Source organism: Bifidobacterium sp. LH_730, from assembly GCF_056355835.1.
The window spans coordinates 103,161-128,720 of record NZ_JBKETB010000006.1 but is presented as its reverse complement, the minus strand read 5'-3'; the positions used below and the strand labels follow the sequence as shown (position 1 = coordinate 128,720).

At 64.1% G+C, this 25,560-nt stretch carries 14 protein-coding genes and 1 pseudogene; 6 read left to right on the top strand and 9 right to left on the bottom strand.

The features are described from left to right. Positions 1-172: 172 nt before the first annotated feature. Both AC1AUD_RS08770 and AC1AUD_RS08765 read left to right on the top strand, forming a co-directional pair. Positions 173-2,923, top strand: a complete 2,751-nt coding sequence (locus AC1AUD_RS08770) for a phosphoenolpyruvate carboxylase (protein ID WP_476573964.1) — start codon at positions 173-175, stop codon at positions 2,921-2,923. 58 nt (positions 2,924-2,981) lie between these two features. Then, a complete protein-coding gene (locus AC1AUD_RS08765) occupies positions 2,982-3,659 on the top strand; it encodes a carbonic anhydrase (RefSeq protein ID WP_476573963.1) in 678 nt (225 codons plus the stop codon). A 16-nt stretch (positions 3,660-3,675) separates the two neighbouring features. Here AC1AUD_RS08765 and AC1AUD_RS08760 read toward each other — a convergent pair whose 3' ends face one another. The 4 genes and pseudogenes from AC1AUD_RS08760 to AC1AUD_RS08745 form a co-directional block, all read right to left on the bottom strand. Beyond that, positions 3,676-4,641 (bottom strand): LacI family DNA-binding transcriptional regulator, encoded by a 966-nt coding sequence (locus AC1AUD_RS08760; RefSeq protein WP_476573962.1) that lies wholly within the window; start codon positions 4,639-4,641, stop codon positions 3,676-3,678. Between the two features lie 37 nt (positions 4,642-4,678). Next, positions 4,679-4,834: pseudogene (locus AC1AUD_RS08755) on the bottom strand (LacI family DNA-binding transcriptional regulator); the annotation flags it as partial. A gap of 219 nt (positions 4,835-5,053) precedes the next feature. After that, positions 5,054-6,457, bottom strand: a complete 1,404-nt coding sequence (locus tag AC1AUD_RS08750) for an MFS transporter (RefSeq protein ID WP_476573961.1) — start codon at positions 6,455-6,457, stop codon at positions 5,054-5,056. A 231-nt stretch (positions 6,458-6,688) separates the two neighbouring features. After that, a complete protein-coding gene (locus AC1AUD_RS08745; RefSeq protein WP_476573960.1) occupies positions 6,689-10,714 on the bottom strand; it encodes a fibronectin type III domain-containing protein in 4,026 nt (1,341 codons plus the stop codon). A gap of 269 nt (positions 10,715-10,983) precedes the next feature. Here AC1AUD_RS08745 and AC1AUD_RS08740 point away from each other — a divergent pair, with 269 nt between their 5' ends. After that, positions 10,984-12,306, top strand: a complete 1,323-nt coding sequence (locus tag AC1AUD_RS08740) for an ABC transporter substrate-binding protein (protein WP_476573959.1) — start codon at positions 10,984-10,986, stop codon at positions 12,304-12,306. Positions 12,307-12,358: 52 nt separating this feature from the next. Next, on the top strand, positions 12,359-13,342 hold the full coding sequence (gene rlmB / locus AC1AUD_RS08735) for a 23S rRNA (guanosine(2251)-2'-O)-methyltransferase RlmB (RefSeq protein WP_476573958.1): 984 nt from the start codon (positions 12,359-12,361) through the stop codon (positions 13,340-13,342). 255 nt (positions 13,343-13,597) lie between these two features. Here rlmB and AC1AUD_RS08730 read toward each other — a convergent pair whose 3' ends face one another. The 4 genes from AC1AUD_RS08730 to AC1AUD_RS08715 form a co-directional block, all read right to left on the bottom strand. Then, positions 13,598-15,010, bottom strand: coding sequence for a DUF4032 domain-containing protein (locus tag AC1AUD_RS08730; protein WP_476574016.1), 1,413 nt, complete (start codon positions 15,008-15,010; stop codon positions 13,598-13,600). A 301-nt stretch (positions 15,011-15,311) separates the two neighbouring features. Continuing rightward, entirely contained in the window at positions 15,312-16,439 is a 1,128-nt protein-coding gene (locus AC1AUD_RS08725) for an ABC transporter ATP-binding protein (RefSeq protein WP_476573957.1), read from the bottom strand. A gap of 505 nt (positions 16,440-16,944) precedes the next feature. Further along, entirely contained in the window at positions 16,945-17,499 is a 555-nt protein-coding gene (locus tag AC1AUD_RS08720) for a GtrA family protein (RefSeq protein ID WP_476573956.1), read from the bottom strand. A gap of 46 nt (positions 17,500-17,545) precedes the next feature. Then, on the bottom strand, positions 17,546-20,086 hold the full coding sequence (locus AC1AUD_RS08715) for a glycoside hydrolase family 3 C-terminal domain-containing protein (protein WP_476573955.1): 2,541 nt from the start codon (positions 20,084-20,086) through the stop codon (positions 17,546-17,548). A 224-nt stretch (positions 20,087-20,310) separates the two neighbouring features. Here AC1AUD_RS08715 and AC1AUD_RS08710 point away from each other — a divergent pair, with 224 nt between their 5' ends. Further along, positions 20,311-21,453 (top strand): ATP-binding protein, encoded by a 1,143-nt coding sequence (locus AC1AUD_RS08710; protein WP_476573954.1) that lies wholly within the window; start codon positions 20,311-20,313, stop codon positions 21,451-21,453. Between the two features lie 79 nt (positions 21,454-21,532). On the opposite strand, the gene bilR is transcribed toward AC1AUD_RS08710, so the two are convergent. Continuing rightward, positions 21,533-23,650: a bilirubin reductase, long form gene (gene bilR / locus AC1AUD_RS08705; RefSeq protein WP_476573953.1), complete on the bottom strand. Its 2,118-nt coding sequence runs from the start codon at positions 23,648-23,650 to the stop codon at positions 21,533-21,535. Positions 23,651-23,828: 178 nt separating this feature from the next. Between bilR and AC1AUD_RS08700 the strand changes: the two genes are divergently transcribed. Next, the gene (locus AC1AUD_RS08700) at positions 23,829-25,235 is read left to right on the top strand and encodes an ATP-binding protein (RefSeq protein WP_476573952.1); all 1,407 of its coding nucleotides are present in this window, start codon (positions 23,829-23,831) and stop codon (positions 25,233-25,235) included. Positions 25,236-25,560: the final 325 nt, after the last annotated feature.

Sequence of the window (25,560 nt, the reverse complement as noted above, 5' to 3'; positions counted from 1 at the left end):
GCATTGTGAACCTCGTAACATAGCGTCAGATATCGGGTCGTACAATATTGAGCACAACTTACGCCTCGTCAAAGGCTGTGGGCTCGCAACAACCGATTTCAACAACCGCGGAGGAGCCGCGGGCAATCGGCAGACCGGGCAACCAGAGACGTGGGTATTAAGGAGGTCACTAGTGACAGATAATGATCAGCAGATCACGCCTGCCGATGCGACGATCGTCGATACCGGCACCGGGACCAAGGGACCGGAGGAGCGCGATCTTCCCACTTCGCTCAAGCACGATATGGATTTGTGCATGAGCATTCTGCGCGAGGTGCTGGGGGAATTCGACCCCAAGCTGCTCGCCACATTCGATGAGGTCCGCACCCACACGGTTGAGGCCAGCGCCGCGCATTTCGGCGGCGTTGAGCAGCATCCCGACGAGGATGGACTGGCGAAGGCCGCGGCGATCATCGATGCCATGAATTTGCACGACGCGCAGCTGCTGGCCCGCGCCTTCGCCACGTATTTCCATCTGGCGAACCTGTGCGAGGAGAACTACCGCGTCTCCGTGCTGCATAAGCGCGAGGAAGAGGTCGATGGCAACGAGCCGGTCGATCCCGCCAACGAGCTGACGCTGGCATATCATCAGCTCATCCAAGAGATGGGCCCGGCGAAGGCCCGCGAACTGCTGGACAAGCTCGAGTTCCATCCGGTGTTCACCGCGCACCCCACCGAAGCACGCCGCAAGGCCGTCGAGGGCAAGATCCGCCGTATCTCGCAGCTGCTGGCCGCGAGCAAGCATCTGGGCGGTTCGGATAAGAAGGAGAACTACCGCCGTCTCTACAACGAGATCGACGCGCTGTTCCGCACTTCCCCGATCGCGCTGAAGAAGCCGACCCCGGTGGAAGAGGCCGACACCATCCTCGACATCTTCGACAACACGCTGTTCCATACGATTCCGCAGGTCTATCGCCGTTTCGATGACTGGCTGCTGGGCGACAAGGCCGGCCTTGAGCCGCCGCAGTGCCCGGCGTTCTTCCATCCGGGCAGCTGGATCGGCTCCGACCGCGACGGCAACCCGAACGTCACCGCCAAGGTGAGCCGTCTGGTGTCGCGCAAGTTCAGCGACCATGTGATCGGCGCGCTTGAGGAGGCCTGCCGCACCGTGGGCCGCAACCTCACGATGGAGACCGAGACCACGCCGGCCAGCGAGGAACTGCTGGCGCTGTGGGGCCGCCAGAAGGAGATGAGCGAGCGCCTCACCGAGCGCGCGTCGCTGATCTCCACCAAGGAGACCCACCGCGCGGTCATGCTGGTGATGGCCGACCGTCTGCATTACACCATCGCGCGTGACGCCGATCTGATGTATCAGTCCTGCGACGAATTCCTCGCGGACTTGAAGACCGTGCAGCGCTCGCTGGCCGCGGCAGGCGACAAGCGTTCCGCCTACGGCCCGTTGCAGGACCTTATCTGGCAGACCGAAACCTTCGGCTTCCATATGGTCGAGATGGAGTTCCGTCAGCATTCCGTGGTGCATGCGCGCGCCCTCGCGGATATCCGCGAGCATGGCCTGCATGGCGAGCGCGGACCGCTGCAGCCGATGACGCACGAGGTGCTCGACACCTTCCGCGCGCTCGGCTCCATCCAGAAGCGCGCCGGCGAGAAGGCCGCCCGCCGCTACATCATCTCCTTCACGCAGAGCGCGCAGAATGTGCGTGACGTGTTCGAGCTCAACCGCCTCGCGTTCGCGAATCCGGCCGACGCACCGGTGCTCGATGTGATCCCGCTGTTCGAGCAGCTTGAGGACTTGCAGAACTCGGTGAACGTGCTCGAGGAAATGATCAAGATCCCCGAGGTGCAGGCCCGACTCAAGGCCACCGGCGGCAAGATGGAGGTCATGCTCGGCTATTCGGATTCCTCGAAGGACGCCGGCCCGACCTCGGCCACGCTGGCGCTGCACGCCGCTCAGGAGCGCATCGCGAAGTGGGCCGAGTCGCATGACATCGATCTGACCCTGTTCCATGGCCGCGGCGGTGCCGTCGGCCGCGGCGGCGGCCCCGCGAACCGCGCGGTGCTCGCTCAGCCGGTCGGCTCGGTGAAATGCCGTTTCAAGCTCACCGAGCAGGGCGAGGTCATCTTCGCCCGCTACGGCAACCCGGTGCTGGCCGTGCGCCACGTCGAATCCGTCGCCTCGGCCACGCTGCTGCAGTCCGCGCCGAGCGTCGAGAAGACGAACACCGATATGACCGAGAAGTACGCGGATATGGCGTTCGCGCTCGACGAGGCCGCGCACGAGCGCTTCCTCGACCTGCTCAACACCGATGACTTCGCCCCGTGGTTCTCGACCGTCACGCCGCTGACCGAGATCGGTCTGCTGCCGATCGGTTCCCGCCCGGCCAAGCGCGGACTGGGCGCCAAATCCCTGGACGATCTGCGCACGATTCCGTGGATCTTCTCCTGGGCGCAGGCGCGCATCAACCTGGCTGCTTGGTATGGACTGGGCACGGCGTGCGAGAAGTTCGGCGACCTCGAGACACTGCGCAAGGCCTATCAGGAGTGGCCGCTGTTCTCGACCTTCATCGACAACATCGAGATGTCGATCGCCAAGACGGACGAGCGCATCGCCAAGATGTACCTCGCCCTCGGCGACCGCGACGACCTGCGCGACAAGGTGCTTTCCGAGATGGAGCTCACCCGCAAGTGGGTGCTGCGCATCGTCGGCGACGAATGGCCGCTGCAGCACCGCCATGTGCTCGGCCAGGCCATCCGCATCCGCTCGCCGTATGTCGACGCGCTGTCGGTCACCCAGGTGCTGGCGCTGCGTTCGCTGCGCAAGAAGGTGGACAAGGAAGAGCTGAGCCACGGCCAGCAGGCCGGGTTCACCTACCTGATCCTGTGCACCGTTTCAGGCGTCGCGGCCGGCCTGCAGAACACCGGCTGATCTCACGCGTAGCAAAGACCCCGCACATGTGTGCGGGGTCTTTCTATACTTGAGTCTCATGACCGATATCGAACAGGAATCCACCGCCAACGCCACATGGAGCCGCATGCTCGCCGGCAACCGACGCTTCGCCGAGGGCAAGCCGGAGCATCCGTGGCAGGACCGCGAGACGCGTGAATCATTGGCCGACGGGCAGCACCCGGACGCCGCGGTGCTCGCTTGCTGCGATTCGCGCGTGCCTCCGGAGATCATCTTCGACCAGGGGCTCGGCGACCTGTTCACCGTGCGTACGGCCGGTCAGATGATCGACGAGGCGACGTTGGCCTCGCTCGAATATGCGGTCGATCATCTTCATGTGAGCCTGCTGGTTGTGCTCGGCCACGAAGGCTGCGGCGCCATCACCACCGCCGCGAAGGAGTTCGACGCCCTGTTGGAACATGCCACGGCCGAAGCCGCCGGCTCGCTGGAGGCCGCCGAAATTATGGATTCGCTGGACGAGCGCATCGTCGAAGCCGAGTCCCCGTTCCTGCGTCAGGTGGGACTCTCCGTCTGGCAGGCGCGTGAGGCCGAATTGGAGGCCTTCGCCGATATCGAGCAGGTGCATATCGCCCGCACCATCGAGGAACTGGTCACCCGCTCCGAACCAATCCAGCAAGCGCTGGCTGCGGACCGTCTGATGATCGTCGGCGCGCGCTATCACCTCAGCGATGGCAAGGTCGAGGTGTTAAGCTTCTGAAAAAAGATCGCGCCGCTTATTCCATCGCGAAACGGGTGGCGCGGTCGGCCAGAGACTGACGCACGACGGCGGCACGGGTGTCGCCGACCGAATGACGGATGACCAGCGAGGTGTCGATTTGCGTCACCTCGGAGCCGAACTCCTCGCTGACGATGCCATGCTCGGTCAGATATTGCCGCAGTTCCGCCTCCCGCGGGCTCAGCGCATGCGGCACCGGGCGGCCGAGCAGCAGACTCACGGCGGCCTGCCCCATGGTGGCGCGCGGAATACGTATCGTCGTGATCGAAGGACTGACCACCGGCGCAATCAACGTATTGTCGAATCCGATCACCGACACATCGCCCGGCACCTGCACCCCATCGGCGGTGAGCCGCAGCACGACGCCCGCCGCGACCAGATCGTTATAGGTGATGACCGCGTCCGGCATCATGCCCTCAAGCGCGAGCGCCGCCTGATATCCGCCCTCGACGGAAGGCGTCACCGGACCAATCGAACGCACCGTGAAACCTTGGCGCGCCGCCATATCATGCAGGCAATTCCAACGCGATTGATTCGCCCATGAGGATGGCCCGGCCACATAGGTGAGGGAGCGGTGGCCGTAGCGCCGCAGCATCGTCAGCGCACGGCACACGCCGAGCAGCGGGTCGGGCACGACGGACGGCACCCCTTCGACGGGCCGGTTGAGCACAATCACCGGCATATCGCGCCGTAGACGATGAATCTGCTCGGCCGACAGTTGGTCGGTGGCGAGAATCAGTCCGTCGGCGCTGTGCCTGAGATGACCGAGCATGCGCTCGGTCCATGCGACGGAACGGCCGGTTTCGATCACCGAAACGACATGACCGGATTCCATCGCCGCCTGCTGCGCGCCCTTGAGGATCTGCGAGGATATGCCGTCGGTCGTGTCCTTGACGACCAGCGCCAGCAGGCCCTCCGAAGCCTCGGCCGCGGCTTCCTGCGCGTTGCGGCGGCGTGGCCGCATGCGGGCGCGCCGGACGGGCCGGACGCGGCCGATATCCGAGCCGCTGCGCGACGGCGCGCACCTGTTCGACTGTTTGGAAATTGACGCGATCGGGATTGGAAAACACCCGGGAGACCGTGGATATGGCGACGCCGGCCTCCTCGGCCACGTCGGCCAACCGCACGCGGTCGGTCGCCTTGTGATGTTCGGTCATGCCTTCTCCCGCATCCTTGCGTGTCATCGTGATACGCCGCCGTATGTCAGGATATCCTCCCTGCGTGGGCGGGGAGGATATCGCTTGGGGTTGGTGGGTGATCCTCTGGGGACTACCCCTCAGTCAGGCTTCGCCTGACAGCTCCCCTCACAAGGGGAGCATAATTCGAGCTTCGCCATTTGCGGCGCCTGTCGAACGGGTGCCACCCCTCAGTCAAGCTCAGGCCTCGACGGCCTCGGCCTTGGCGTGGCGCTCGGCCAGCTCGGCCTTGATCTCGGCGAACTTCTTCTCGGTGATCGGGTAGAAGAAGATGATGATGGCGGAGATCACGAAGCCGATCAGCGGCACGAGGCCGGCGGCCAGGCGCAGGTTCTCGGCGACGGACGGATCCTGGGCGACGTTCATGCCCTCCTTGTAGCCGGTGAAGGCGAGGATGGCGGGTCCGAGCCAAGAGGTGAGGGCGCCGAACATCTGGCGGAAGAAGCTCAGGCCGGCCATGGCCGCGCCATCGGTGCGCTTGCCGGTCTTCCACTCGTAGTACTCGACGGTGTCACCTTCCATGCCCCAGACGTAGTTGCCGCAGAACTGGGCGCCGATGGCGTTGAGGGCCAAGGCCACGAGGGAGAGCCACACGTTGCCCACGAAGATGAACATCACGCCGCCGATGATGCCGAGGGCGCAGCCGACGTACCAGCCGCCCTTCTTGCCGAGGTGACGGGCGATGACCGGGCCGAACGGGGAGGCCACGACGCCGATGGAGGCGTTGATCAGGGTGACGAGCGTGGTGATCAGGGCGATCGTGCCGGCGTCCATGCCGTTAGCGAGGACTTCCTTGGCGATGATGGGTCCGATGGAGCCGACGCAGGTGGCGATCAGGTAGAAGCCGGTGGCGAAGCAGAGGATGAGCAGGGCCGGGTTCATGACGATGGCCTTGAGCGTGTCGACGAAGGAGACCTTCGGCTGGGCGGGCACGTCGATCTGCTCGATGGTGGTCTTGTAGAGGAAGACGTAGATCAGGGCGCCGATGAGGCAGAAGATTGCGACGACCGGCAGGAACAGCTTGGACGGATCCATGGAGTTCACCTTCGGGGCGAGGGTGAAGGTGATGATGAGGCCGAAGAGCGCGCCGCCGATCATACGGGCGGAGGACAGGCGCTGGCGCTCGTTCTGGTCCTGCGTCATCGCGCCGAGGAGCGCGCCATAGGGCACGCCGCCAAGGGCGCCGAGCAGCTGGTAGAGCAGGTAGGTGACGATGGCCCAGCAGACCTTGATCTGCAGGTTGGCGTCGGCCGGGATCGTGTACATCAGGGTGATGGCGACCATCATCGGGATGCCGAACCACACGACGAGACGGCGGAACTTGCCGTTGCCCTTGTCCTTCACGCGGTCGGCGTAGTTGCCGGCCAGCAGGTAGACGACGGCCTGGAAGAAGCGGGCGAACAGGAAGATGCCCGCGGTGATCGCGGCCGGAATGCCGATGTAGATGTAGTAGGTCGCCAGGAACATCGACATCATGCGCCAGCCGATGTTGTTGGCGAGATCACCGGAGCCATAGCCGACGTAGTTCAGCCACGTCAGCTTCTGGGGCGCCTTCTTGGCAGGCGCCGCGGTTGCGTTGCTCATATTCTCTCCTTTGTTGTTATATGAGACAGATTGGAAAACTTGATTCTTGTCATCCTGAGCGGAACAGTTCCCCGCTATGTCATCCTGAGCGGAGGTCATTCCCCTCCCCCCGTCATCCTGAGCGGAGGCCATAGGCCGGAGTCGAAGGATCTCATCCACATGCGAGACCGAGATCCTTCGACTTCGCGCTACGCGCTCCGCTCAGGATGACATTGGCGCGAAGCGCCAATGTCACTTGATGATGCAGGGCAATGACGGCGACGACTCGGCGCTCATGCCGATCGCGTTGACCGCGATGACGGAGGCGGTGTAGTTGCCGGGGGTCAGCTCGCCGACGGTCTTCGATTCCTCGCCGGCCTCGGCCTTGACCGTCTTCACCGTGTTCTCGGTGAGGTTGCGCAGCGTGAGCACATAGGAGGTGACCGGGGTGCCGCCGTCGGCCGGAGCCTTCCAGGTGACGTTCATCACGTCGTCGGTGGAGGTGACGCCCGGCTTGTTCGGCTGGGCGGGCACGGTGGCGACGATGGTTTCGGCGCTCGGCTCGGAGGTCTCGGAGACGCGATCCTCGCCATCGGTGGTTTCGATGGTGACGACATACGTACCCTTGGCCACACCCTCGAAGGTGAAGCTCGGCTTCTGGCCCGCGGCCACCCATGCGGCGCGTGCCTTGAGATCGCCGGACACCGACTTCAAGTGCACATTGGTGCCGCCGACCGTGCCGTTCGGAGCGTCGGTCCAGGTGACGGTGACGGCGCCGGTCTCGACGATCAGCTCGGCCTTGGGCGCGGCCGGCTTGGCGATCGTCGTGTCGAGCGCATTGGCGCCGGCGCGGCCGACCTTGAACGGCGCGGACACCGCGGCATCGCCTTCGCCGATGGCATTGCGTCCTTGCACGGTGACGGTCCACTCGCCGGCGGGCACATCGTGCACCAGTGCGCTGGCGGCGTTCCCGGAGACGACGGTTTCGATGACTTCCCCGGCCTCGTTGGTCAGCGTGAGCGTGGTGCCCAGCAGCGGGGAGCGCCCGTCGGAGGCGACCGTCCAGGAGACGCGCACGTCGTGGGCGCTGGCCTCGACCTTGACGTCGGCGGGCTCGGCCGGCACGGTGGGCATATGGGCGTCCGCATAGGCGGCGATTTCGACGAGTTGCAGCGCGTATTCACCGTGTTCGTTCGGGTTCGAGCGCAGCTTGCTCACGTCGAGCTTGACGTACTGCACGTCCTCGGCCGGGTCGAAGTCGAAGGCGCGCGCCTTGCCGTTGGCCGGCAGCGGGTAATCGGTTTTCTGCGCGACCGTGGTCCAGGACTGGCCGTCCTTGGACACCGCGATCGTGAAGTCGACCGGGAAGCCCTGGCCCATGTTCGGGTCGACGGCCTTGTGGCCGGCGGCGAACTCAAGCACGCCGCCCACGCCCTCGCCCTCGCCATGGAAGGCCTCGGCGACGGTGCCGCCGGGGTTCTCGCCGCGGGGCACGAGCACGACCTGCGCCAGCGTGGTCGGCTTGGCGAGCTTCAGCACCACCCATTCGTGGCGGGAGGCATCAGACGGCTCGGAGGACCAGCCGAAGTTGTTGTAGTCGGCGGCGAACAGGCCGTCCACCAGCGCGGCGGAGGTCCAGCCCCAGCGCGTCGAGGCGGAGGAGACGCGCACGGTGGCGCCGACGGTTTTGTCGAGGGCGAGCTCGCCTTCCGGCTGCTCGCCGGCGACGAAGCGCACACGCACCTCGGCGGTGTCGCCGTTCTCGCCCGTGTATTCGATCACGCCGGTGTATTCGCGCCCGGTTTCGAGTCCGGCGACGTTCACCGTGTAATACAGCTCCTGCTCATGGCGCAGGTTGCCGCTCAGGCGCTCGAGGCTCAGCGCGCCATCGGCGTCGTCGACCACGCGCGCGGTCCACTGCTCGCTCAGCGCGCCGCCCTGCTGCGCCAGGCGCAGCACATGCTTGACGGTGCGGGAGACGAAGTCCACGCGGCCCAGGTCAATGAGCGGGCGGACGGCGGCGAGGCGCGCCGGCGCCGGGCGGCCGATCCAGCCGAGGAAGTTGTCTTCGCGGAACTTCTCCTTGCCGGCCTTGCTCACGGTCAGCGTGAGGATGAGCTTGGACTCATACGATTCGACGTCGCCGGGCACATGGATCTCGATGCCATGCTCGGTGAAGCAGCCGTGGTCGACGGTCACGGTGTCGCCGCCGTGCTCCATCTCGACCGAGGCGCCGTCGGGGCGCACCGCCGAGACGGTCCAGCCGAGCTCAAGCTCGGTGCCGTCGATCTCCTCGTCGTTGTAGAGCATGATCGTGCGCTTGGAGGTGGTGCCGGGCTGGTAGATGCTGTGCGGCAGGCCGAGGCGCGGCTCCTTGTCGAATTCGCGGTCGAAGGCGGCCACATCGGCGAAGGAGTTGGCGAAGTATCCGAATCCGTCGCCTTCGATCCAGCGGGCGTCGCCCTCGGCGGTCGGGTCGAACTGCGGTCGGATGAGCTGCTTGGCGTTGATGCCGTGCTTGGTGCCGGCCTGGTCGAGCGGAATGTACTTCTCGATGTTGTCGTAGACGAACATCGACCAGCAGAACGGCTTCCAATCGGCCATGCGGGTGGTGCGGATGCCGCGGGACACACGGCCCAGCTCGCGGCCGAAATCGGCGCGGGAGATGGTGTCCGGATTGCCGTTGAGACGGCCGTGGTAGATGTCCTTGATTGTGCCGTCCTCGGCATACTGCGGGATGCCGGCGGTGGACACGGAGAACTCCTCGCCCGCGCCCAGCGGCAGGTCGGAGTCGATCTGGTAGAGGTTGTAGATGTCGGGCGCGGAGGTCATGCCGGAGGGGTAGCCGCCGAAATAATGGCGCGAATCCTCGTTGGTGATCGGCTTGTTGAAGCCGTCGTTGATGACCATGCGGGAGGGGTCGTTCTTGAGCACGGCCTGCTCCAGGGCGGGGATCAGCACCTCAGGATCGTTGGGATTCCAGCACTCGTTGGTGGTGGACCACAGCACGATCGACGGATGGTTGCGGGAGGCCCTCACCCAGCGCTCGACCCACTCGCAGTAGTAGCCGACGGTTTCGTCGGAGTAGTTGATGTAATACGGCGGGTTCAGAGAGACGTTGGAGACGGAACCGGGGTTCCAGAACGCGGTCTCCTCCTCCATCAGCATGCCCACCTCGTCGGCGTGGTCGAACAGCGCCGGAGAGGGGATGGAGCGGATATGGTTGCGCACGATGTTGGCGTTGGCGTGCTTGTAGGCGTCGATCCAGGCCTTGGCCATCGCGTCGGAGGCATGGTTGTCGTCGAGGATCACGCCGTAGGCGTCGCCGATCTCGTTGATGAGGTCGCGGTCACCCTGGTTGAGCAGGCACAGCGAGTCGCCGCGCAGGCGGATCTTGACGCCGTTGAAGATGTACTTGTCGCCTTCGCGCCAGAACTGGCGGAAGCCGAAGCGGTCGGAGGCCTCGTGCACGGTGGCGGTGCCGTCCGTCAGGCGCGCATCGACGGTGTAGAGGAACGGATCGGTGCGGCTCCAGTAGTGCGCATTGGGCCAGTTGGCCTTGAGGGTAACGACGGTCTCGGAATCGGCGTCCACATGCACGTCGGCCGGAGCGAAGTCGAAGGCATGCTCCTTGGACTGCCATTCGTTGACGGCCGCTTCGAGCTTCAGGTCGCGGGCGGTGGAGGTGTGGTTGACGACGGTGACGTTCACGGTCAGCTCGTCGTCGGCGGGATCGGCGTTCTTCTTGAGATCGGGGATGATCTGCAAGTCGTCGATGCGCAGCTTCGGGCGGGATTCGACCCACACATCGCCGCCGAGGCCGACGCGGCCGACGATATTCTCGGTGCCGAAGGGGAAGAGCAGGCGGTCGGGGCCGCCTTCGGGGGCGAGCGCGTCCTCGGGCAGGGCCTTGACGCTCCACACCTCGATGGCGATCTCGTTGGCGCCGGCCTTGGCCGCCGCATTGATATCGAGATCATAGGGCAACAGGGTCATCAGATAGCCCTTGGTGGTCTTCGGGCCGACGGAGACGCCATTGACATAGACCTTGCCAAGGGTGGCGAGGGCACCGACATGCACGAAAAGATCGTCCTGAAGGTCCTCGGCCTTGAGTTCGACGGTGGTCCGGTAGATGCCGTGGAACAGCCCCTTCTCCCATTCCGCCGGATATCCGGTGGTGACGGGGAGCGAGTCCCACCAAGTCGGGACCACGATGGTGGTTTTCTCATCGCCACCGTTCGGGTAGAAATCCCATTCGCCGTTGAGGTTCAGCCTCATCGCACTGCCTTTCGTCTGCTGCTGTGCTTCCGTTGCGCTCCATGCCGTTGCGTTGGCATGTTTGCGCTGACATCGTTGAGAATAGAGCGAATATCTCTTTGCCATTTTTTGCCAACGCATAGCCGGCGATTTTTGCCAGCCTTTGCCATTTCCCAGCCAATGGCCCACCCGACAGAAACGCCCATATACAATGTCCCGTAGTTTTTCGTCTTTTCACCACCGTCGCCCGGCAGCGCCGCTGCCGCATGGCATGCGCATAAGGAGCCGCCATGATTCGTCGCACCTCGCGTTTCGCGCGCACCGGCCGCATCCTCCTCGCGGCCCTCGTCTCCGCAGCGCTTATCGCTCCGCTGGCGGCCTGCGGACAGTCGAACGAGGCTGCGGACGGCACCACCGAGATCACGCTGTGGACCTGGCAGTCCACCATCGGCGATTTCGTCAGCGCCTTCGAGAAAGAGCACCCCGACATCAAGGTCAAGGTGCAGAACGTCGGCACGAACGACGACGAATACATGCAGCTCAACAACGCGATCACCGCGGGCAAAGGCGTGCCGGACCTCATCTACCTCGATTACAACGCGGTCCAGCAGTTCGCGATCAGCGGTGAGCTGCGCGATGTGGCCGAATATGGCTTCGATGACATCGCCGACGATTTCACCGACTCCGCCTTGAACGCGGTGACCAACAGCGGCGCTCGATATGCCCTGCCGATTTCCAGCGGACCGATGGTGATGTTCTACAATGCCGAGATCTTCAAAGAAGCCGGCATCAGCGAGCCTCCGACCACTTGGGATGAATACGCCAAGGCCGCCGCCAAGATCAAGGCCCTGGGCGGTGGCAAGCATATCGCCAACGAAACCGGCGACGGCGGCTTCCTCGCCTCGATGCTCTGGCAGGCGGGCGCGCGCCCCTTCACCGCCGACGGCGAGACGATCGGCATCGACTTCTCCGGCCCCAAGGTGCGCCAATTCACCGATATGTGGCAGCCGCTGATGGACAAGGAACTCATCGACACCAACACGAAGGGCTGGACCGAGGACTGGTACCAGGCCCTGAACAACGGGCGGATCGCCACGATCCTGACCGGCGCGTGGATGGTCACCTCGCTTAAGAAGAACGTCTCCGGCATGTCCGGGAAATGGCGCGTGGCGCCCATGCCGCAATATCAGGCCGGCGGGCATGTCAACGGCGAGAACGGCGGCGGGGCGCTGGCCTTGCCTGCCAAGTCGGACGACGCGAAGGCCGAGGCCGCATATGCCTTCGCCAAATGGTATGCCCACGACGGCGGCGTCGACGTGAACCTCGCCCAGGATGGCGTGCCGCCGCTCAAGGCCGTTTTCGACGACGAGGCATATCTGAACGCCACCGACGACTATTTCGGCGGGCAGCAGATCCATCAAGTCATCGCCGAGGCCGCGAAGGATGTGGACAGCCGCTGGCAATACCTGCCGTATATGGCCTACGCGAACTCCATCGCCGTCAATACGATCGGCAAGGCCTATATCGGCCGCAAAACCCTCAACACGGCCCTCAACGAATGGGGCGAGGCTCTGGCTGAATACGGGCGTCAGGAGGGCTTCACCGTCAAGTAAAGCGCGGCATCCGCCACCGCTCAGGTTGAGGGGTGCTGGGAGAATGGCGGGTATGGCTATCAAGAAAGGACCGACCAAGGGGTCGGGCGGAAAGCATCGTAACTCCCTGCGCGGCAAGGGACCGACGCCCAAGGCAGAGGACCGCGTCTATCACAAGGCTTATGCGGCCAAGAAGGCGGCCGATCGCCGCAAGGCCGCCGACCCGCGTCTCGCGGCCCGCAGGCGCGCCGATAAGTTCGCCTCCAACGACACCACCGATCTCGTGTTCGGCCGCAATTCCGTGCTCGAGGCGCTGCGCGTGGGCGTGCCCTCCTCGACGCTCTATATCCTCACCCGCATCGAGCATGACGACCGCACACGCGAAATCGTCAAGATCGCCGCCGCCAACGGCCTGCACATGCTCGAAGCCGACCGCCTCGAGATGGACCGCATCGCCCGTTCCGGCAACCATCAGGGCGTGATCCTCAAGGTGCAGCCCTATCAATACTCCTCGCTGGCCGAACTGGCCGACCGCGCCGACAAGAAGGCGCGCGCGATGGAGGCCGCGAACTCCGAGACCGCGCGCATCAAGGCGCGCCCGCTGTTCATCGCGCTTGACGGCGTGACCGACCCGCAGAACCTCGGCGCCGTGATCCGCTCCGCAGCCGCCTTCGGCGCCAACGGCGTGATCCTGCCCGAGCGTCGCTCCGCCTCGGTGACCGCCGCCGCATGGAAGGTGTCGGCCGGCGCCGCCGCGCATATGCCGGTGTGCCGCGTCGTCAACCTCACCAAGGCGCTGGCCGGCCTCAAGGAACGCGGATATTACGTCGTCGGCCTCGACGGCGGCGGTGACAAGCTCGTCGGCGAAACCGGATTCGAGAAGGACCCGCTGGTCGTCGTGCTCGGTTCCGAGGGCTCGGGACTGAGCCGCCTCGTGCGCGAAGCGTGTGATGCGATCGCCGGCATCCCAATCTCCTCCGCCGTCGAATCGCTGAACGCCTCGGTCGCCGCCGGCATCAGCCTGTACGCCGTCGCCACGGCGCGCGCCAAGGCGTGAAACGGAATAGATGACAGTCCAACGGACTGTCATCCCGGCGGAGCTCTCCAAGCTCTCCATATGACGCAACCCGATATCAAACGTCGATATCGGGTTGCGTTTTGTTTGTCTGAGACCGAGAGAATCGGCTCGGGCCTTCGCTTAACGCGATGGTCCAGCAATTATGGACTCGCCTCCGGCGAGGCTCAATGTTGCCCTCGCTCGGGCTATCGCCTCGCTCGGGGCTCGTCTACGGACAGCCCACCGGGCTGTCCGCTAACGACTCGCCCACACAGCCGCATCCGGATCGTCGTCGGGATTGTAGCCCGCATCCGGATCGTTGTAGGTGAATTCGTCGTCGATGACGCCGGAATCCGCCTCCGCCAGCAGCTCGTCGATATCCTTCTTGTCGAGCTTGTATTGCGGCAGCACATTCTTGACATAGCTCTGCACGGCCATTCCCATCGGCACGTCGTGACCGGCCTGCTCCGCCAGATACCAGCGGTGGTCCAGCACCTCGTGGAAGAACTGCGCGGGCTCGATCTGGGAGCGGTATTCGGGCGGAATCATGCGCACGGTGGGCTCGAAGATCTCACGCATCCAGTCGGTGGCGACGATCTCCAGTTCCTCGCCCTCGCGCCAGGTCGAGGCGCGGTAGGCATCGAGGTCGTTGAGCAGGCGGCGGGCCTGGTTCTCCTGCACGTCGAGGCCGGTGAGGCGCAGCAGCTTGCGCGAGGCATAGCCGGCGTCGACGACGCGCGGGCGCACCAGCACACGCTTGCCGTCCTCGGCGGTCTTCATCTCCAGCTCGTCGACGTCGAAGCCGAGTTCGTTGAGCTTGTTGACACGCTTCTCGATCTTCCACATCTCGTCGGGGCCGAAGTCGTCGGTGTCGGTCAGCGCGCTCCACAGCGAGTGGTAGCGGTCGACCAAGCGGTTACCGACCTCGATCTCGTCCACATCGTCGGGCAGCAGCTTGCCGGAGGCGAGATCCATCAATTCGCCGATGATATTCGTGCGCGCCAGGTCGATGTCGTATTCGCGCTGGCCTTGGGTGAGCTTGATCTGCAACTCGCCGGTCTCGGCGTCGACGAGGTAGGCCGAGAAGGCGTCGGCGTCGCGCAGGAACAGGACGTTCGACAGCGACACATCGCCCCAGTAGAAGCCGGCCAGGTGCAGGCGCACCATGAGCACGGCCAGCGCGTCGATCAAGCGCTCGGCGGTGTCGGCGCGGAGGTTGCGCGCGAACAGGGCGCGGTAGGGCAGCGAGAACTTGAGGTGCCGGGTCACGAGGATCGCCTCGAGCGGCTCGCCGTTGCGGTCATGGCGGCCGGTGACGACGGCGATCGGCGTGACGGAGGGCAGTTCGAGCTTCTGCAACTGTCGCAGGATCTCATACTCGCGCTCGGCCTTGGCCCGCGTGATCTCCTTCATCGCGTAGACCTCGTCGCCCACATGCACGAAACGCACGACGTGGCGGGAGATGCCGCGCGGCAGATTGGCCAGCAGGTCGGCCGGCCAGGTGGCCAGCGGCTTGTGCCAGGGCAGGGTGAACATCTTCGGATTCGAGCTGGCCGAAGTGATTCGCAGGGCCTGCGGCTCGGCCGCGGTCGGGTCCTCGATCACGGTGATCGAGGTGGCCTTCGCGGCGCGCGGGTCCAGTTGGGAGCGATCCATTGCTGCTTGCATCATGCCCTCCAATCTAGTGGAGCCGCGGGAGAATGCGGCCAGTGTCGGTACAAGGATGTCTTCGACGGAGGAACAATCCGGTGGATTGTTCCTCTATCCGGCTCGCGTGGCCGGCTTATGCGATTCCTCCGGAATCACGGCCGGCCACAAGAAAAGCCCCGCGGCAACGCGGGGCTTTTCCGACGAGACGGCTAGAGAGGAAGGAGAAACGTCTCGTCTAATGGTTGACAAGGCTGCGCCCTGCCAAGCGTTGGTTCGGCCACCCGCTGCGCAAAGCGCGACGGTTGGTCACTCGGATCGATTAGTTCAGACGCAGCTCGGTCGACGGAGCGAACAGGTGCATCTTGGACGGATCGATCTTGATCTTGACGACGGAGCCGATCTTCGGCAGCGCACGCGGGTTCACACGAACCGTGGTGAGCTTGTTCTGATCGGACATCATCGTGGACGCCTCGGCCTCCGAGCCATCGGTGAGGATGTTGCCGTAGATGTAGCCATCGGAGCCCAGATCCTCGACGTTCATGACCTTCAGGGAGAAGGCGTTCGGATCGTCGGTGGCCGCCAGGCTGGCGTCCTCCGGACGGAAGCCCACGACGATCTGGTTGTCGTCCGCGGCGGTCAGCTTGTTGACGGCCTCGGCCGGCAGATCCACGGTGTCCTCGCCGATCTTCGCCTTGCCGTTCACCACCGGGTGGGTGTTGAGGTTCATCGACGGGGAGCCGATGAAGCCGGCGACGAAGACGTTGGCCGGGCGATCGTACAGCTCGGTCGGAGCGCCGACCTGCTGCAGGATGCCGAGCTTGATGACGGCGATGCGGTCGCCCATCGTCATGGCCTCGGTCTGGTCGTGGGTCACGTACAGGGTGGTGACGCCCAGCTCGCGCTGCAGAGCGGCGATCTGGGTGCGGGTCTGCACACGGAGCTTCGCGTCGAGGTTCGACAGAGGCTCATCCATGAGGAAGACCTTCGGCTCACGCACGATGGCGCGGCCCATGGCCACACGCTGACGCTGGCCACCGGACAGAGCCTTCGGCTTGCGATCGAGGTACTCGGTCAGGTCGAGGATCTCGGCGGCCTTCTCGACGCGCTTGCGGATCTCCTCCTTCGGAGTGCCGGCGATCTTCAGAGCGAAGCCCATGTTGTCGGCGACGGTCATGTGCGGATACAGCGCGTAGTTCTGGAACACCATGGCGATGTCGCGGTCCTTCGGCTGCAGGGTGGTGACGTCCTTGCCACCGATGAGGATACGTCCCTTGTTGACCTCCTCGAGGCCGGCCAGCATGCGCAGCGTCGTGGACTTGCCGCAGCCAGAGGGGCCGACCAGAACGAGGAACTCGCCATCCTTGATATCAAGTTCCAGATCATCCACCGACGGCTTGTCGTTGCCCGGGTAGATACGAGTGACATGGTCGAAAACGACGTTTGCCATAGTTGTCAATCCTTTCAGAGGCAGGTACGTGCCTCACGATCCGTTGTAAAGGGATTTTTCGGTGCTTCGATTCGTGTGTCGCCCGCAACGACTTCATTGCCGGCAATCCGCAAACCTCAGCGTTTACTTATTGAATTATGCGGCCCTCGGGAGAACGATCTCCCTCGAACCTCTCCTCACTATACACGCCGCTTCGACATACACGACACGCGGCGCCCGTCGCATGCCCTTTCGGAGGCGTCCCGGCACCACCCGCGGCCCCACCCGACCGCCCGGCGAGGCGGCATCATCCGTTCTTTCTCCCTTTTCTCGTGCTAGAGGCGTCATAGGTACGAGAAAGGGGAGAAAAGAAGCCGTATTCTTCTCGCTTTTCTCGTACCAATGTGTGGCAAGCACGAGAAAGGGGAGAAAGAACGGGCGGAAGGGGACGCCGTGGAGCCGCGATCGGACGGACGCGAACCGGACAGAGGCCGGACGCGGACCAGACACAGCCGGCCGACGGCCGTCAGCCCTTTTTCGGCATGATCCAGAACTTGAGCAGGGGGTAACTGACGATCACGGCGAGCACCGTGTTGACGACGGAGGCGACGGTGCCGGCGACGCCCGCGTTCAGCCCCCAGCCCTGGCACAGGCCGGTCACATACCCCGGCAGCACCAGGTTGACGACGACGATGACGACGGCGAGGATCGCATACTTCCACGCGGCGTCCTTGAAGCTGGAGTCCGATTTGAACACCCACTTCATCTGCACGACGAAGTTCACGATCTGCGCGATGACCTCGGCGCACAGGAAGGTGAGGAACCCGCCCAGGCCGTTGCCGGACTCGGGATAGTTGAAGATGAGGAAATGGAACGGCTGCGTGATTCCCATCCCGGCCACGAACACGGCGGTGCCGATCCAGGTGACGACGAAGCGGAAGATCGTGGAGACGTTCGACAGGATGTTGAACAGGATGAATTCCCAGATATTCGGGTGGTCCTTGATCCACTGGCGGATCGGCCCGAGGGACTTGGTCGCGCCGGAAGCGGAGGGATTGCCGGGAGCGGTGTTGGCGGTCATGATATTCCTCTTTCGTGGGGTTGGCGGATGACACGGATCGGCCGGATCAGTCCAGTTCCTTGGCGATGGTCTTATTGGCGGATCGGTTGCGGAAGAAGCCGGCGACGAACGACGCGGCGCCGCGGAGGGTGCGGCCGTTGGCGATGGCGGCGACCGACTCGGCCATCGCCGGGTCGATCATGCCCTGGGTCATCTTGGCCATCGCGCGCGGCGGCATATTGAGCACGAACAGCGTGTTGAGGTCGGGCGAGCCGGTTTTCTCGCGCGCCCTGCGCTCCCGTTTGACCAGCGTATTGGCCACGGTGCGCGCCACGAAGCCCTTCGAATCGGCCCACGAACAGATCGGGTCGTTGACGCCGAAGGTCGTCGGCTTGCCCGGCGCAAGCACCTCGCGGCCGAAGAGCGCGCGCATCTCGGCGTCGGTCACTTCCTTGACCCGGCCGGTCAGATAGGCGCCAAGCGACGGATCGGCGGGGACCGGCTCGGTGTCGCCGGAGACGACGAAGGTGGTTTCGAGCGCGATGTCGCGCGCGTTTTCGCCGATCATCAGCGTCCAGTCGCCCGATTCGGCGCGCCATGCGTTGCCGGCCGTGTCGAAATGGCGGAAGGTGTATCGGTCGAAGTCGATGCGCACCGTCTTGGATTCGCCTGCGTCGAGCGTCACCTTGGCGAAGCCCTTGAGCTCATGGTCGGGGCGCAGCACGCCGCCGCGGGGCCCGCGCACATAGAGCTGGGCCACCGTGGCGCCGGCCACTTTGGAGGTATTGGTCACGGTGAAGGTGACGCCGGTGTCGTCGGCCTCGAGATCGGCGTAGGAGAAGGTCGCGTAGCTCAGGCCGTAGCCGAAGGGGAAGCGGACCGGCATGCCGACGGTTTCGTAATAGCGGTATCCGACGAAGGGGCCTTCGCGGTAGATGGCGTCGCGGCCGATGGCCGGATACCAGCCGGCGGACGGGCAATCGTCATATCGCAGGGGCCAGGTCTCGGCCAGGTGGCCGGAGGGATTGACCTTGCCGGTCAGCACGTTGGCGGCGGCCGTGGCACCGGCTTGGCCGGACAGGCCGATGTACAGCACGGCGTCCACCTCGTCGAACCACGGCAGTTCGACCGGGGAGCCGGCGACCAGCACGGCAACCACGGGCTTGCCGGCAGCTTTGAGCGCTGCGATCAGGTCGTTCTGCGCGGCGGGAATCGCCATAGTGGAACGGTCGAGGCCTTCGGATTCGGAGCGTTCGTCAAGACCGACCACGGCGACAACCGCGTCCACGTCGTCGCGCCCGGCGAGCGCCAGCGCGTCCTCGATCAGCACACGGTTGGCGGCTCCCTGGCGGTCGTAGCCCTGCTGCCAGCCGACGACCTCCACGCCTTCGGCGGCGGTGAGCGCATCCAGCAGGTTCTCCTCGCGCGTGGCGTTGACCTTGGAGGAGCCGGAACCTTGGAAGCGCGGCGTCTTGGCCATATCGCCCACAACGGCCACGCGGGTGCCGGGCTTGAGCGGCAGCGGATGAGATCCTTCGCTGCGCTCAGGATGACAAGAAAAGGCGCCACCATCGCCCCGGACGAGGGGAGCGGCGCCACTACCGCTGTCATTCTGAGCGGAGGGGCGAAGCCCCGAAGCCGAAGAATCCCCATTCTTCATCAACACAAACGAGCCTTCGGCCACGCGACGGGCCACCTCATGATGCTCGGCGGCCACATCATCGGCGAGCAGATCGTCGCGCCCGACGCCTTGCGTTTGCGTGAGGCGGGCGAGTTTGGCGACCTCGGCCGCACGCGCATTGAGATCGGCTTCGGCGAGCGTGCCGGCCTTGACGGCACCGACGAGTTCGCGCACGGAGGTGTATCCGGGGCTCGGCATCTCCAGCGTGCCGCCGGCCTTGACGGCCGCGACGGCGGAGTTGGAGCCGCCCCAATCGGAGACGACGAGGCCATCAAAGCCCCATTCGTCGCGCAGGATCTCCCCCAGCAGATGCTTGTTCTCATGCGCATAGACGCCGTTGATCTCGTTGTAGGAGGTCATAATCGTCCACGGAGCGGCCTCGCGCACGGCGATCTCGAAGGCGGTCAGATAGAGCTCGCGCATCGTGCGCTCGTCGATCACGGAATTGGAGGCCTGACGGCGCAGCTCCTGGCTGTTGACGGCGAAATGCTTCGGGCAAGCCGCCACGCCCTGCGACTGGATGCCGCGGATCAGCCCCGAGGCCATGCGGCCGGCCACGATGGGGTCCTCCGAGTAATACTCGAAATTGCGTCCGCACAGCGGATTGCGCTTGATATTCATGCCGGGGCCAAGCAGCACGTTCACATCGAGGTCGTGGGCCTCGCGCCCCAAAGCCTCGCCCATCTCCTCGGCGAGCGCCGGATCCCAGGAGTTGGCGACGGTGGCGGCCGTCGGGAAACAGGTGGCGGGCTTGGAGGCACCAAGCCCAAGATGGTCGCCCGCGCCCAGCTGGCGACGCACGCCGTGCGGACCGTCGCTCATCACAAAACTGGGAATGCCAGCGCGCTTGTTGCCGCGAGAATCCCACTCACTCGCCCCGGAAAGCAGGGCCGCCTTCTCGGTGACGGACAGTTCTTCGACTTCCATGGTCCTCCCTCGCACTACTGGCAATCGTCGTCGATATCTTCGATTCAACCAGCCTCGGCTTCGCCATGCCTCCCCTCGCACATAACCTGTCGTTTCCCCGGCATATTCCGCATCCATCCGCCCCGCACACCGGATTTTTATAGTGTTTTATAGTTTTATAACTTTTTATAGTCTTTATACTCTTTTATAGTTTTTATAGTTCGAAGTCATATGGAAGGCATGTTATGGACCGGCCAATCAATCCATTCAAACCAACGGCGGGGCATATGCCGCCGGCATTGATAGGGCGAGATACCGTGCTCGAGGACTTCGAGGAAGGGCTGGATAACGGCCCGGGCGCCCCAGGACGCCTGATGCGCGTCACCGGCGCACGCGGCATCGGCAAAACCGTGTTGCTCACCGAATTTCGCCGCCTCGCCGAAGCTCGTTCGTGGGAGGTCGTCGACGAAACGGCTTCGGCAGGCTTCACCAACCGCCTGCTGCAGCGCCTCACACCATCGAAACATTCGTTCAGCGCCAAACTGCGCCCTTCCATAGCCGTTGCCGGAGTCAGCATGAGCCTGGGCGAAGCGCAAATCTCCTCGCAGCAGATGCCATTGACCCTGCGGCAAGCCATGGGAACGCGTCTCGACGCCCTGGAGAAGAAAGACGCGGGACTGCTCATCACCATCGATGAGGCGCAGGCCGCCGCGCGCGACGATATGATCGCCATCGCCACCGCCGTGCAGCACCTCATTCGCGAGGACCGCAACATCGCCTTCGTATTCGCCGGATTGCCCTCGATCGCCTCGACATGGCTCAACGACGAGGTCCTGACTTTCCTGCGTCGCGCCCAACCGGAACGGCTCGGCGATATCCCTTTGGCGGAAGTGCGCACCGCGCTATCCGACACCTTTGCGGATTCCGGCATAACCATTGAAGGACAGGCCTTGGAGCTGGCGACCAAAGCCACCGAAGGATATCCATTTATGATTCAACTGGTCGGCTATTACATCTGGCGACTGGCCAACCGGCACCGCGAACATCGAACGGAAGTCACCATCGCCGACGCGCAACAGGGCATTCAGGATGCGCTTGGCAGACTCGGCGACACCGTGCATGGGCCGGAACTTGACGGCCTGTCCGCGGTGGATAAAACCTATCTACTAGCCATGGCACAGGATGACGGACCTTCCTCCACATCCGCCGTCGCTGAGCGAATGGGCAAAGACCCCGGGTATGCCGGCATCTATCGCGCTAGGCTCATCGAAGCGCAGGTCATCAAAGACGCCGGCTATGGAAAAGTGGACTTTGCGATCCCCTATCTACGGCGATATCTGCGCGAGCATGCCGCCTATATCCGACTGTCCGGCGGCAGCGAATCCTGACTTTCGAGGCGCTTGACAACTGAATGGGGCCTGCGACCGGGTGGCGGCAGGCCCCTGGGATGGGCGACGTGGCGACGCGTCAGGCGATGGCGGCGAGGTAGCCTTCGTCGACGGCGCGGTTGATGTCGGCGGCCTTGCCGTTGCAGTCGCCGACGAGGGTGACCTTGATGCCCTTGGCCTCGAGCGGCGCGATATCGAAGGGCTGCGGCGTGGCGCCGAGGGCCATCACCACGCAATCGCAGGGGATGGTCACCGGGCGCGTCTGCGGGGCCGGGGCGTCGGCTGGGGCCGCACCAGCGGCTCCCGGGGCAACCGGTCGGCCGCCAGGAGCACCTGGGGCACCGGCTGCACCCGGACGACCGCCCTGCCCGCCCTGGGCACCGGCGCCAGGAGCGCCCGGGCCACCGGGGCGGCCTGCGGGAGCGGGCGGGTTCAGCGTCTCCGTGGCCTCGACCGCACCTTCCGTGACGCGATCGACCTTGGTGTTGGTCATCAGCGTGACGTGATGCGTCTCGAAATCGGCCATCATGACCGGCAGGATGGTCTGGGATTCCTCGGCGGCGATCCTCCCCATCATCTCGACGATGGTGACCTCGCAGCCGTAATCCTCCTGCGCGATGAGCTCGGCGGTCTCCGCACCGACCAGACCGCCGCCGATGACGACGGTGCGGCCGTGCGGTCGCTGCTCGCCGGCGAGCACCTTCCACGCGTCGAGCACATGCGGCTGCCCTTCCTCCGTGCCGGGAATGGGCGGCCTGGCATTGCGCGCGCCGACGGCGACGATAACCTCGTCGAAACCGGCCTCGGCAAGCACGGAAGCGTCGACGGCGGTGTTCAGCTCCACCTTCGCGCCGGCGGCGGCGAGCGCCCGCTCATACCAACGGACCGCCGTCAGCATGCGGTCCTTGCGCGGCGGGGCCGCGGCGATGACCAACTGTCCACCGAGTTCGCTGGCCTTCTCGTAGAGCGTCACGTCATGCCCGCGCAAGGCGGCGACGCGCGCGGCCTCCATGCCGGCCGGACCGCCGCCGACCACGGCGATACGGCGAGGCGTCTCGGCGGGCTTGATCACGCGCTGGTATTCGTAGCCGTTCTCCGCGTTGAGCACGCAGGAAATGAACCTGCGCGAGGCAATGGCATCGGTGCAGCCGCGGTTGCACATGATGCACGGGCGGATCAAGTCCTCCTGCCCGGCCGCGACCTTGTTCGCATAATCCGGGTCGCACAGGATCGGCCGCCCCAGGCCCACGTAATCGCACGCCCCCTCGGCGATGAGCCGCTCCGCTTCGGCGGCGGTGGGAATCGCACCGACCGTGGAGACCGGCACCTCGACCGCTTCCTTAACCCGGCGCGAATATTCCTCCATGAAGCAGTCCGGGCGCGTGCCCATGGCCGGGATCGTGTCGTTGAGATTGCCGGTGTGATTGGCCTGGCCCACATGGAAGGTGTCGACGCCGTCCTCGACGAGCAGCTTTGCCAGTGCCACGGCCTCGTCGATGAACAGACCGCCGCGGCCAAGCTGCGGGTTCTCGGTGATAATCGGCAGTTTGTAGTCGATGCAGATCTCGGGCGAGCCGGCGCGGATGGCGCGCACGACCTCGCGGGCGAAGCGCGTGCGGCCTTCGAAATCGCCGCCGTAATCGTCGTCGCGCTCGTTGATGAGCGGAGAGCACAGCGAGCCGACGAGACGGTCGCCATGCACCTCGATGGCATCGGCGCCGGCCGCCGCCGCGCGCCTCGCCAGCGCTGTGATGGATCCGAGGATCTCGCCCAGCCGTTCAGCCGTCACCTCGTTGACATAATGCGCCATATCGTGGTGCAGTTTGGCGCGTGCACCGGCCATGTCGCCCTTGGCGAAGAGCTCGGCCACGGCCACGGTGTCGTATTCGGGGTGGAACACCTGCAGGCCGAGTTTGCAATCGAACTCATGCAGTGCGTCGGCGAGCGCCTTGAAACTCGGGATCTGCTCGTCGGTGACGAGCTTGGGCGTGGGCGAGATCGTGTGCACGGGCGTCACGTCGCCGAGCACGATGTAGGCCGCGCCGCCCTCGGCCACGCGCTTGTAGAAGTTGATGCTTTGTTCGGTGATCGAACCGTCGCGCGCCTCGTAACCAGTGGTCATGGGTGGGAACATGATGCGGTTCTTGAGCCGCATATGCCGGATTTCCAGCGGTTCCATGAGATGAGTGAGTGCCATGCCATACCTCCTTGCATGCCTGTCGTGCGATGGTCCGCCCGCAGTCGTCATCGACGCAGGTCGCGCACGCCCTTCCATTATCCCCCGTCGCGCGGCAGCAAATGTCATTCACCATGGCCCCACGATTTATATAATCGTGATTTGACTAATCGTAATTATATATATTACGATTTTATTCATGGCCTTCATAGGACGCACCAATGAACTTGAGTTCCTGGAATCCAGTTATGCGCAATCCAACGCGCAATTAGTGGTGCTCTACGGGCGCAGGCGCGTGGGCAAAACCGAAATCCTGTCACATTTCGCTCAGGGGAAAGACCATGTATTTTTCGCGGCGCCGCAGGCCAATAAAGACGAGCAACTCGCCGCGTTCTCCCGCCAGATGTTCGAAGCGGGGGCACCCGCTTCGCGCTATCTGCGCCAGTATCCCGACTGGGAGACCGCGCTGCAGGACATCGCCAACCTGCCAGCTTCAGCCGATGGCAACAAACGTCTCGTCATCCTTGATGAGTTCCCTTATTTGGTGAGATCAGACAAATCGCTCCCCTCGATCATCCAGAATCTATGGGACCACACCTTGCGCCATAACAACATCACGCTGGTGCTGTGCAGCAGTTCCATGAGCTTCATCGAAAAGGAGATTCTGTCCGAAAAATCGCCGCTCTACGGACGGGCCACCGGCATTCTGCGAGTCGATCCCATGCCCTATTGGGATGCCGCGAAATTCTTCCCTCATTACACCCCGGCGAACAATGCGCTCGCCTTCGCAGTTCTAGGCGGCGTGCCGCATTATCTCGCCCAATTCGACCCCGACGAGGACGTGGCGACCAACATCCGGCAACGCATCCTGCGCCGAGGCGCCGCATTGTATAGCGAGGCGGAGTTCCTCATGCACCAGGAGTTCCGTGAGCCCGCCACCTATAACACCATCCTGCAGGCAGTGGCCCTCGGCGCCACGCAGCTCAACGACATAGCGCAACGCACCGCGATGCCAGCCGCCGCAGTGAGCTCCTATCTGAGGAACCTCATCGAAGTCAATATCGTGGAGCGTGAATTCCCAACGAACGCCAAACCGATCGAGGAATCGAAGGTCATGCGAGGCCTCTATCGGCTCTCCGACAACTTCTTCCGGTTCTGGTATGCCTTCGTGGCGCCGAACCGCTCCGATTTAGAGATCGGCGACATCGACGGGGTCTGGCGGCATGACGTCGAACCGTTGCTTCATGATTTCGCGGGAACGCCATTCGAACGCATATGCGCCCAGTGGCTACGGCGAGAGAATATGCGCGGACAGCTTCCGTTCCGGGCAAGTCATATCGGACGTTGGTGGGATGCGCGCACTGAAATCGATGTGGTCGCGACGGACAAGTCCGCAACGCACCTCATCGCCGGCGAATGCAAGTTCCGCAACAGGCCGATGGATATTCCCATGCTGCGGAGATTGCAGGAAAAAGCCTTGCGGCTCAAAGGGGCGGAACGGTCCGCCATGCTCTTTTCCTTGGGCGGCTTCAGCCCGGAGCTGACGAAGCTTGCGTACGAGGACGAATCAATCTGCTTGATCGGCGTTGATGATCTGTATGCGTAACTAAGAGAGCTGACCCGTTTTGCAGGCCGCGCACGCAGGGCTCCCTCCAAACACACAAACAATCGGATCTCCGCCGGGTTTGTGCGTAAGTCGTATGTATCCATACGGATCTCGTATGGATACATACGGAACTCCGCTGGGTTTGTGACACCAGATGCAACAAACCCGGCAGAGTTCCGTATAGCCCCAATAGAGTTCCGCACAAATCCAGCAGAGTTCCGTATAAACCCCGCGGAGATCCGAACATATACATACGAGTTCACAGCCGCCGCCGCATGACTCACTGCGGCGGCGCGGGTGAGACCACATACGGCAAGCGCAACCA

Excerpts from the sequence above, each read along its gene's own strand:
- AC1AUD_RS08765 (WP_476573963.1), top strand. The coding sequence starts at position 2,982 with ATGACCGATATCGAACAGGAATCCACCGCCAACGCCACATGGAGCCGC.
- AC1AUD_RS08760 (WP_476573962.1), bottom strand. The coding sequence starts at position 4,641 with ATGCGGCCACGCCGCCGCAACGCGCAGGAAGCCGCGGCCGAGGCTTCG.
- AC1AUD_RS08750 (WP_476573961.1), bottom strand. The coding sequence starts at position 6,457 with ATGAGCAACGCAACCGCGGCGCCTGCCAAGAAGGCGCCCCAGAAGCTG.
- AC1AUD_RS08745 (WP_476573960.1), bottom strand. The coding sequence starts at position 10,714 with ATGAGGCTGAACCTCAACGGCGAATGGGATTTCTACCCGAACGGTGGC.
- AC1AUD_RS08740 (WP_476573959.1), top strand. The coding sequence starts at position 10,984 with ATGATTCGTCGCACCTCGCGTTTCGCGCGCACCGGCCGCATCCTCCTC.
- rlmB (WP_476573958.1), top strand. The coding sequence starts at position 12,359 with ATGGCTATCAAGAAAGGACCGACCAAGGGGTCGGGCGGAAAGCATCGT.
- AC1AUD_RS08730 (WP_476574016.1), bottom strand. The coding sequence starts at position 15,010 with ATGCAAGCAGCAATGGATCGCTCCCAACTGGACCCGCGCGCCGCGAAG.
- AC1AUD_RS08725 (WP_476573957.1), bottom strand. The coding sequence starts at position 16,439 with ATGGCAAACGTCGTTTTCGACCATGTCACTCGTATCTACCCGGGCAAC.
- AC1AUD_RS08720 (WP_476573956.1), bottom strand. The coding sequence starts at position 17,499 with ATGACCGCCAACACCGCTCCCGGCAATCCCTCCGCTTCCGGCGCGACC.
- AC1AUD_RS08715 (WP_476573955.1), bottom strand. The coding sequence starts at position 20,086 with ATGGAAGTCGAAGAACTGTCCGTCACCGAGAAGGCGGCCCTGCTTTCC.
- AC1AUD_RS08710 (WP_476573954.1), top strand. The coding sequence starts at position 20,311 with ATGGACCGGCCAATCAATCCATTCAAACCAACGGCGGGGCATATGCCG.
- bilR (WP_476573953.1), bottom strand. The coding sequence starts at position 23,650 with ATGGCACTCACTCATCTCATGGAACCGCTGGAAATCCGGCATATGCGG.
- AC1AUD_RS08700 (WP_476573952.1), top strand. The coding sequence starts at position 23,829 with ATGGCCTTCATAGGACGCACCAATGAACTTGAGTTCCTGGAATCCAGT.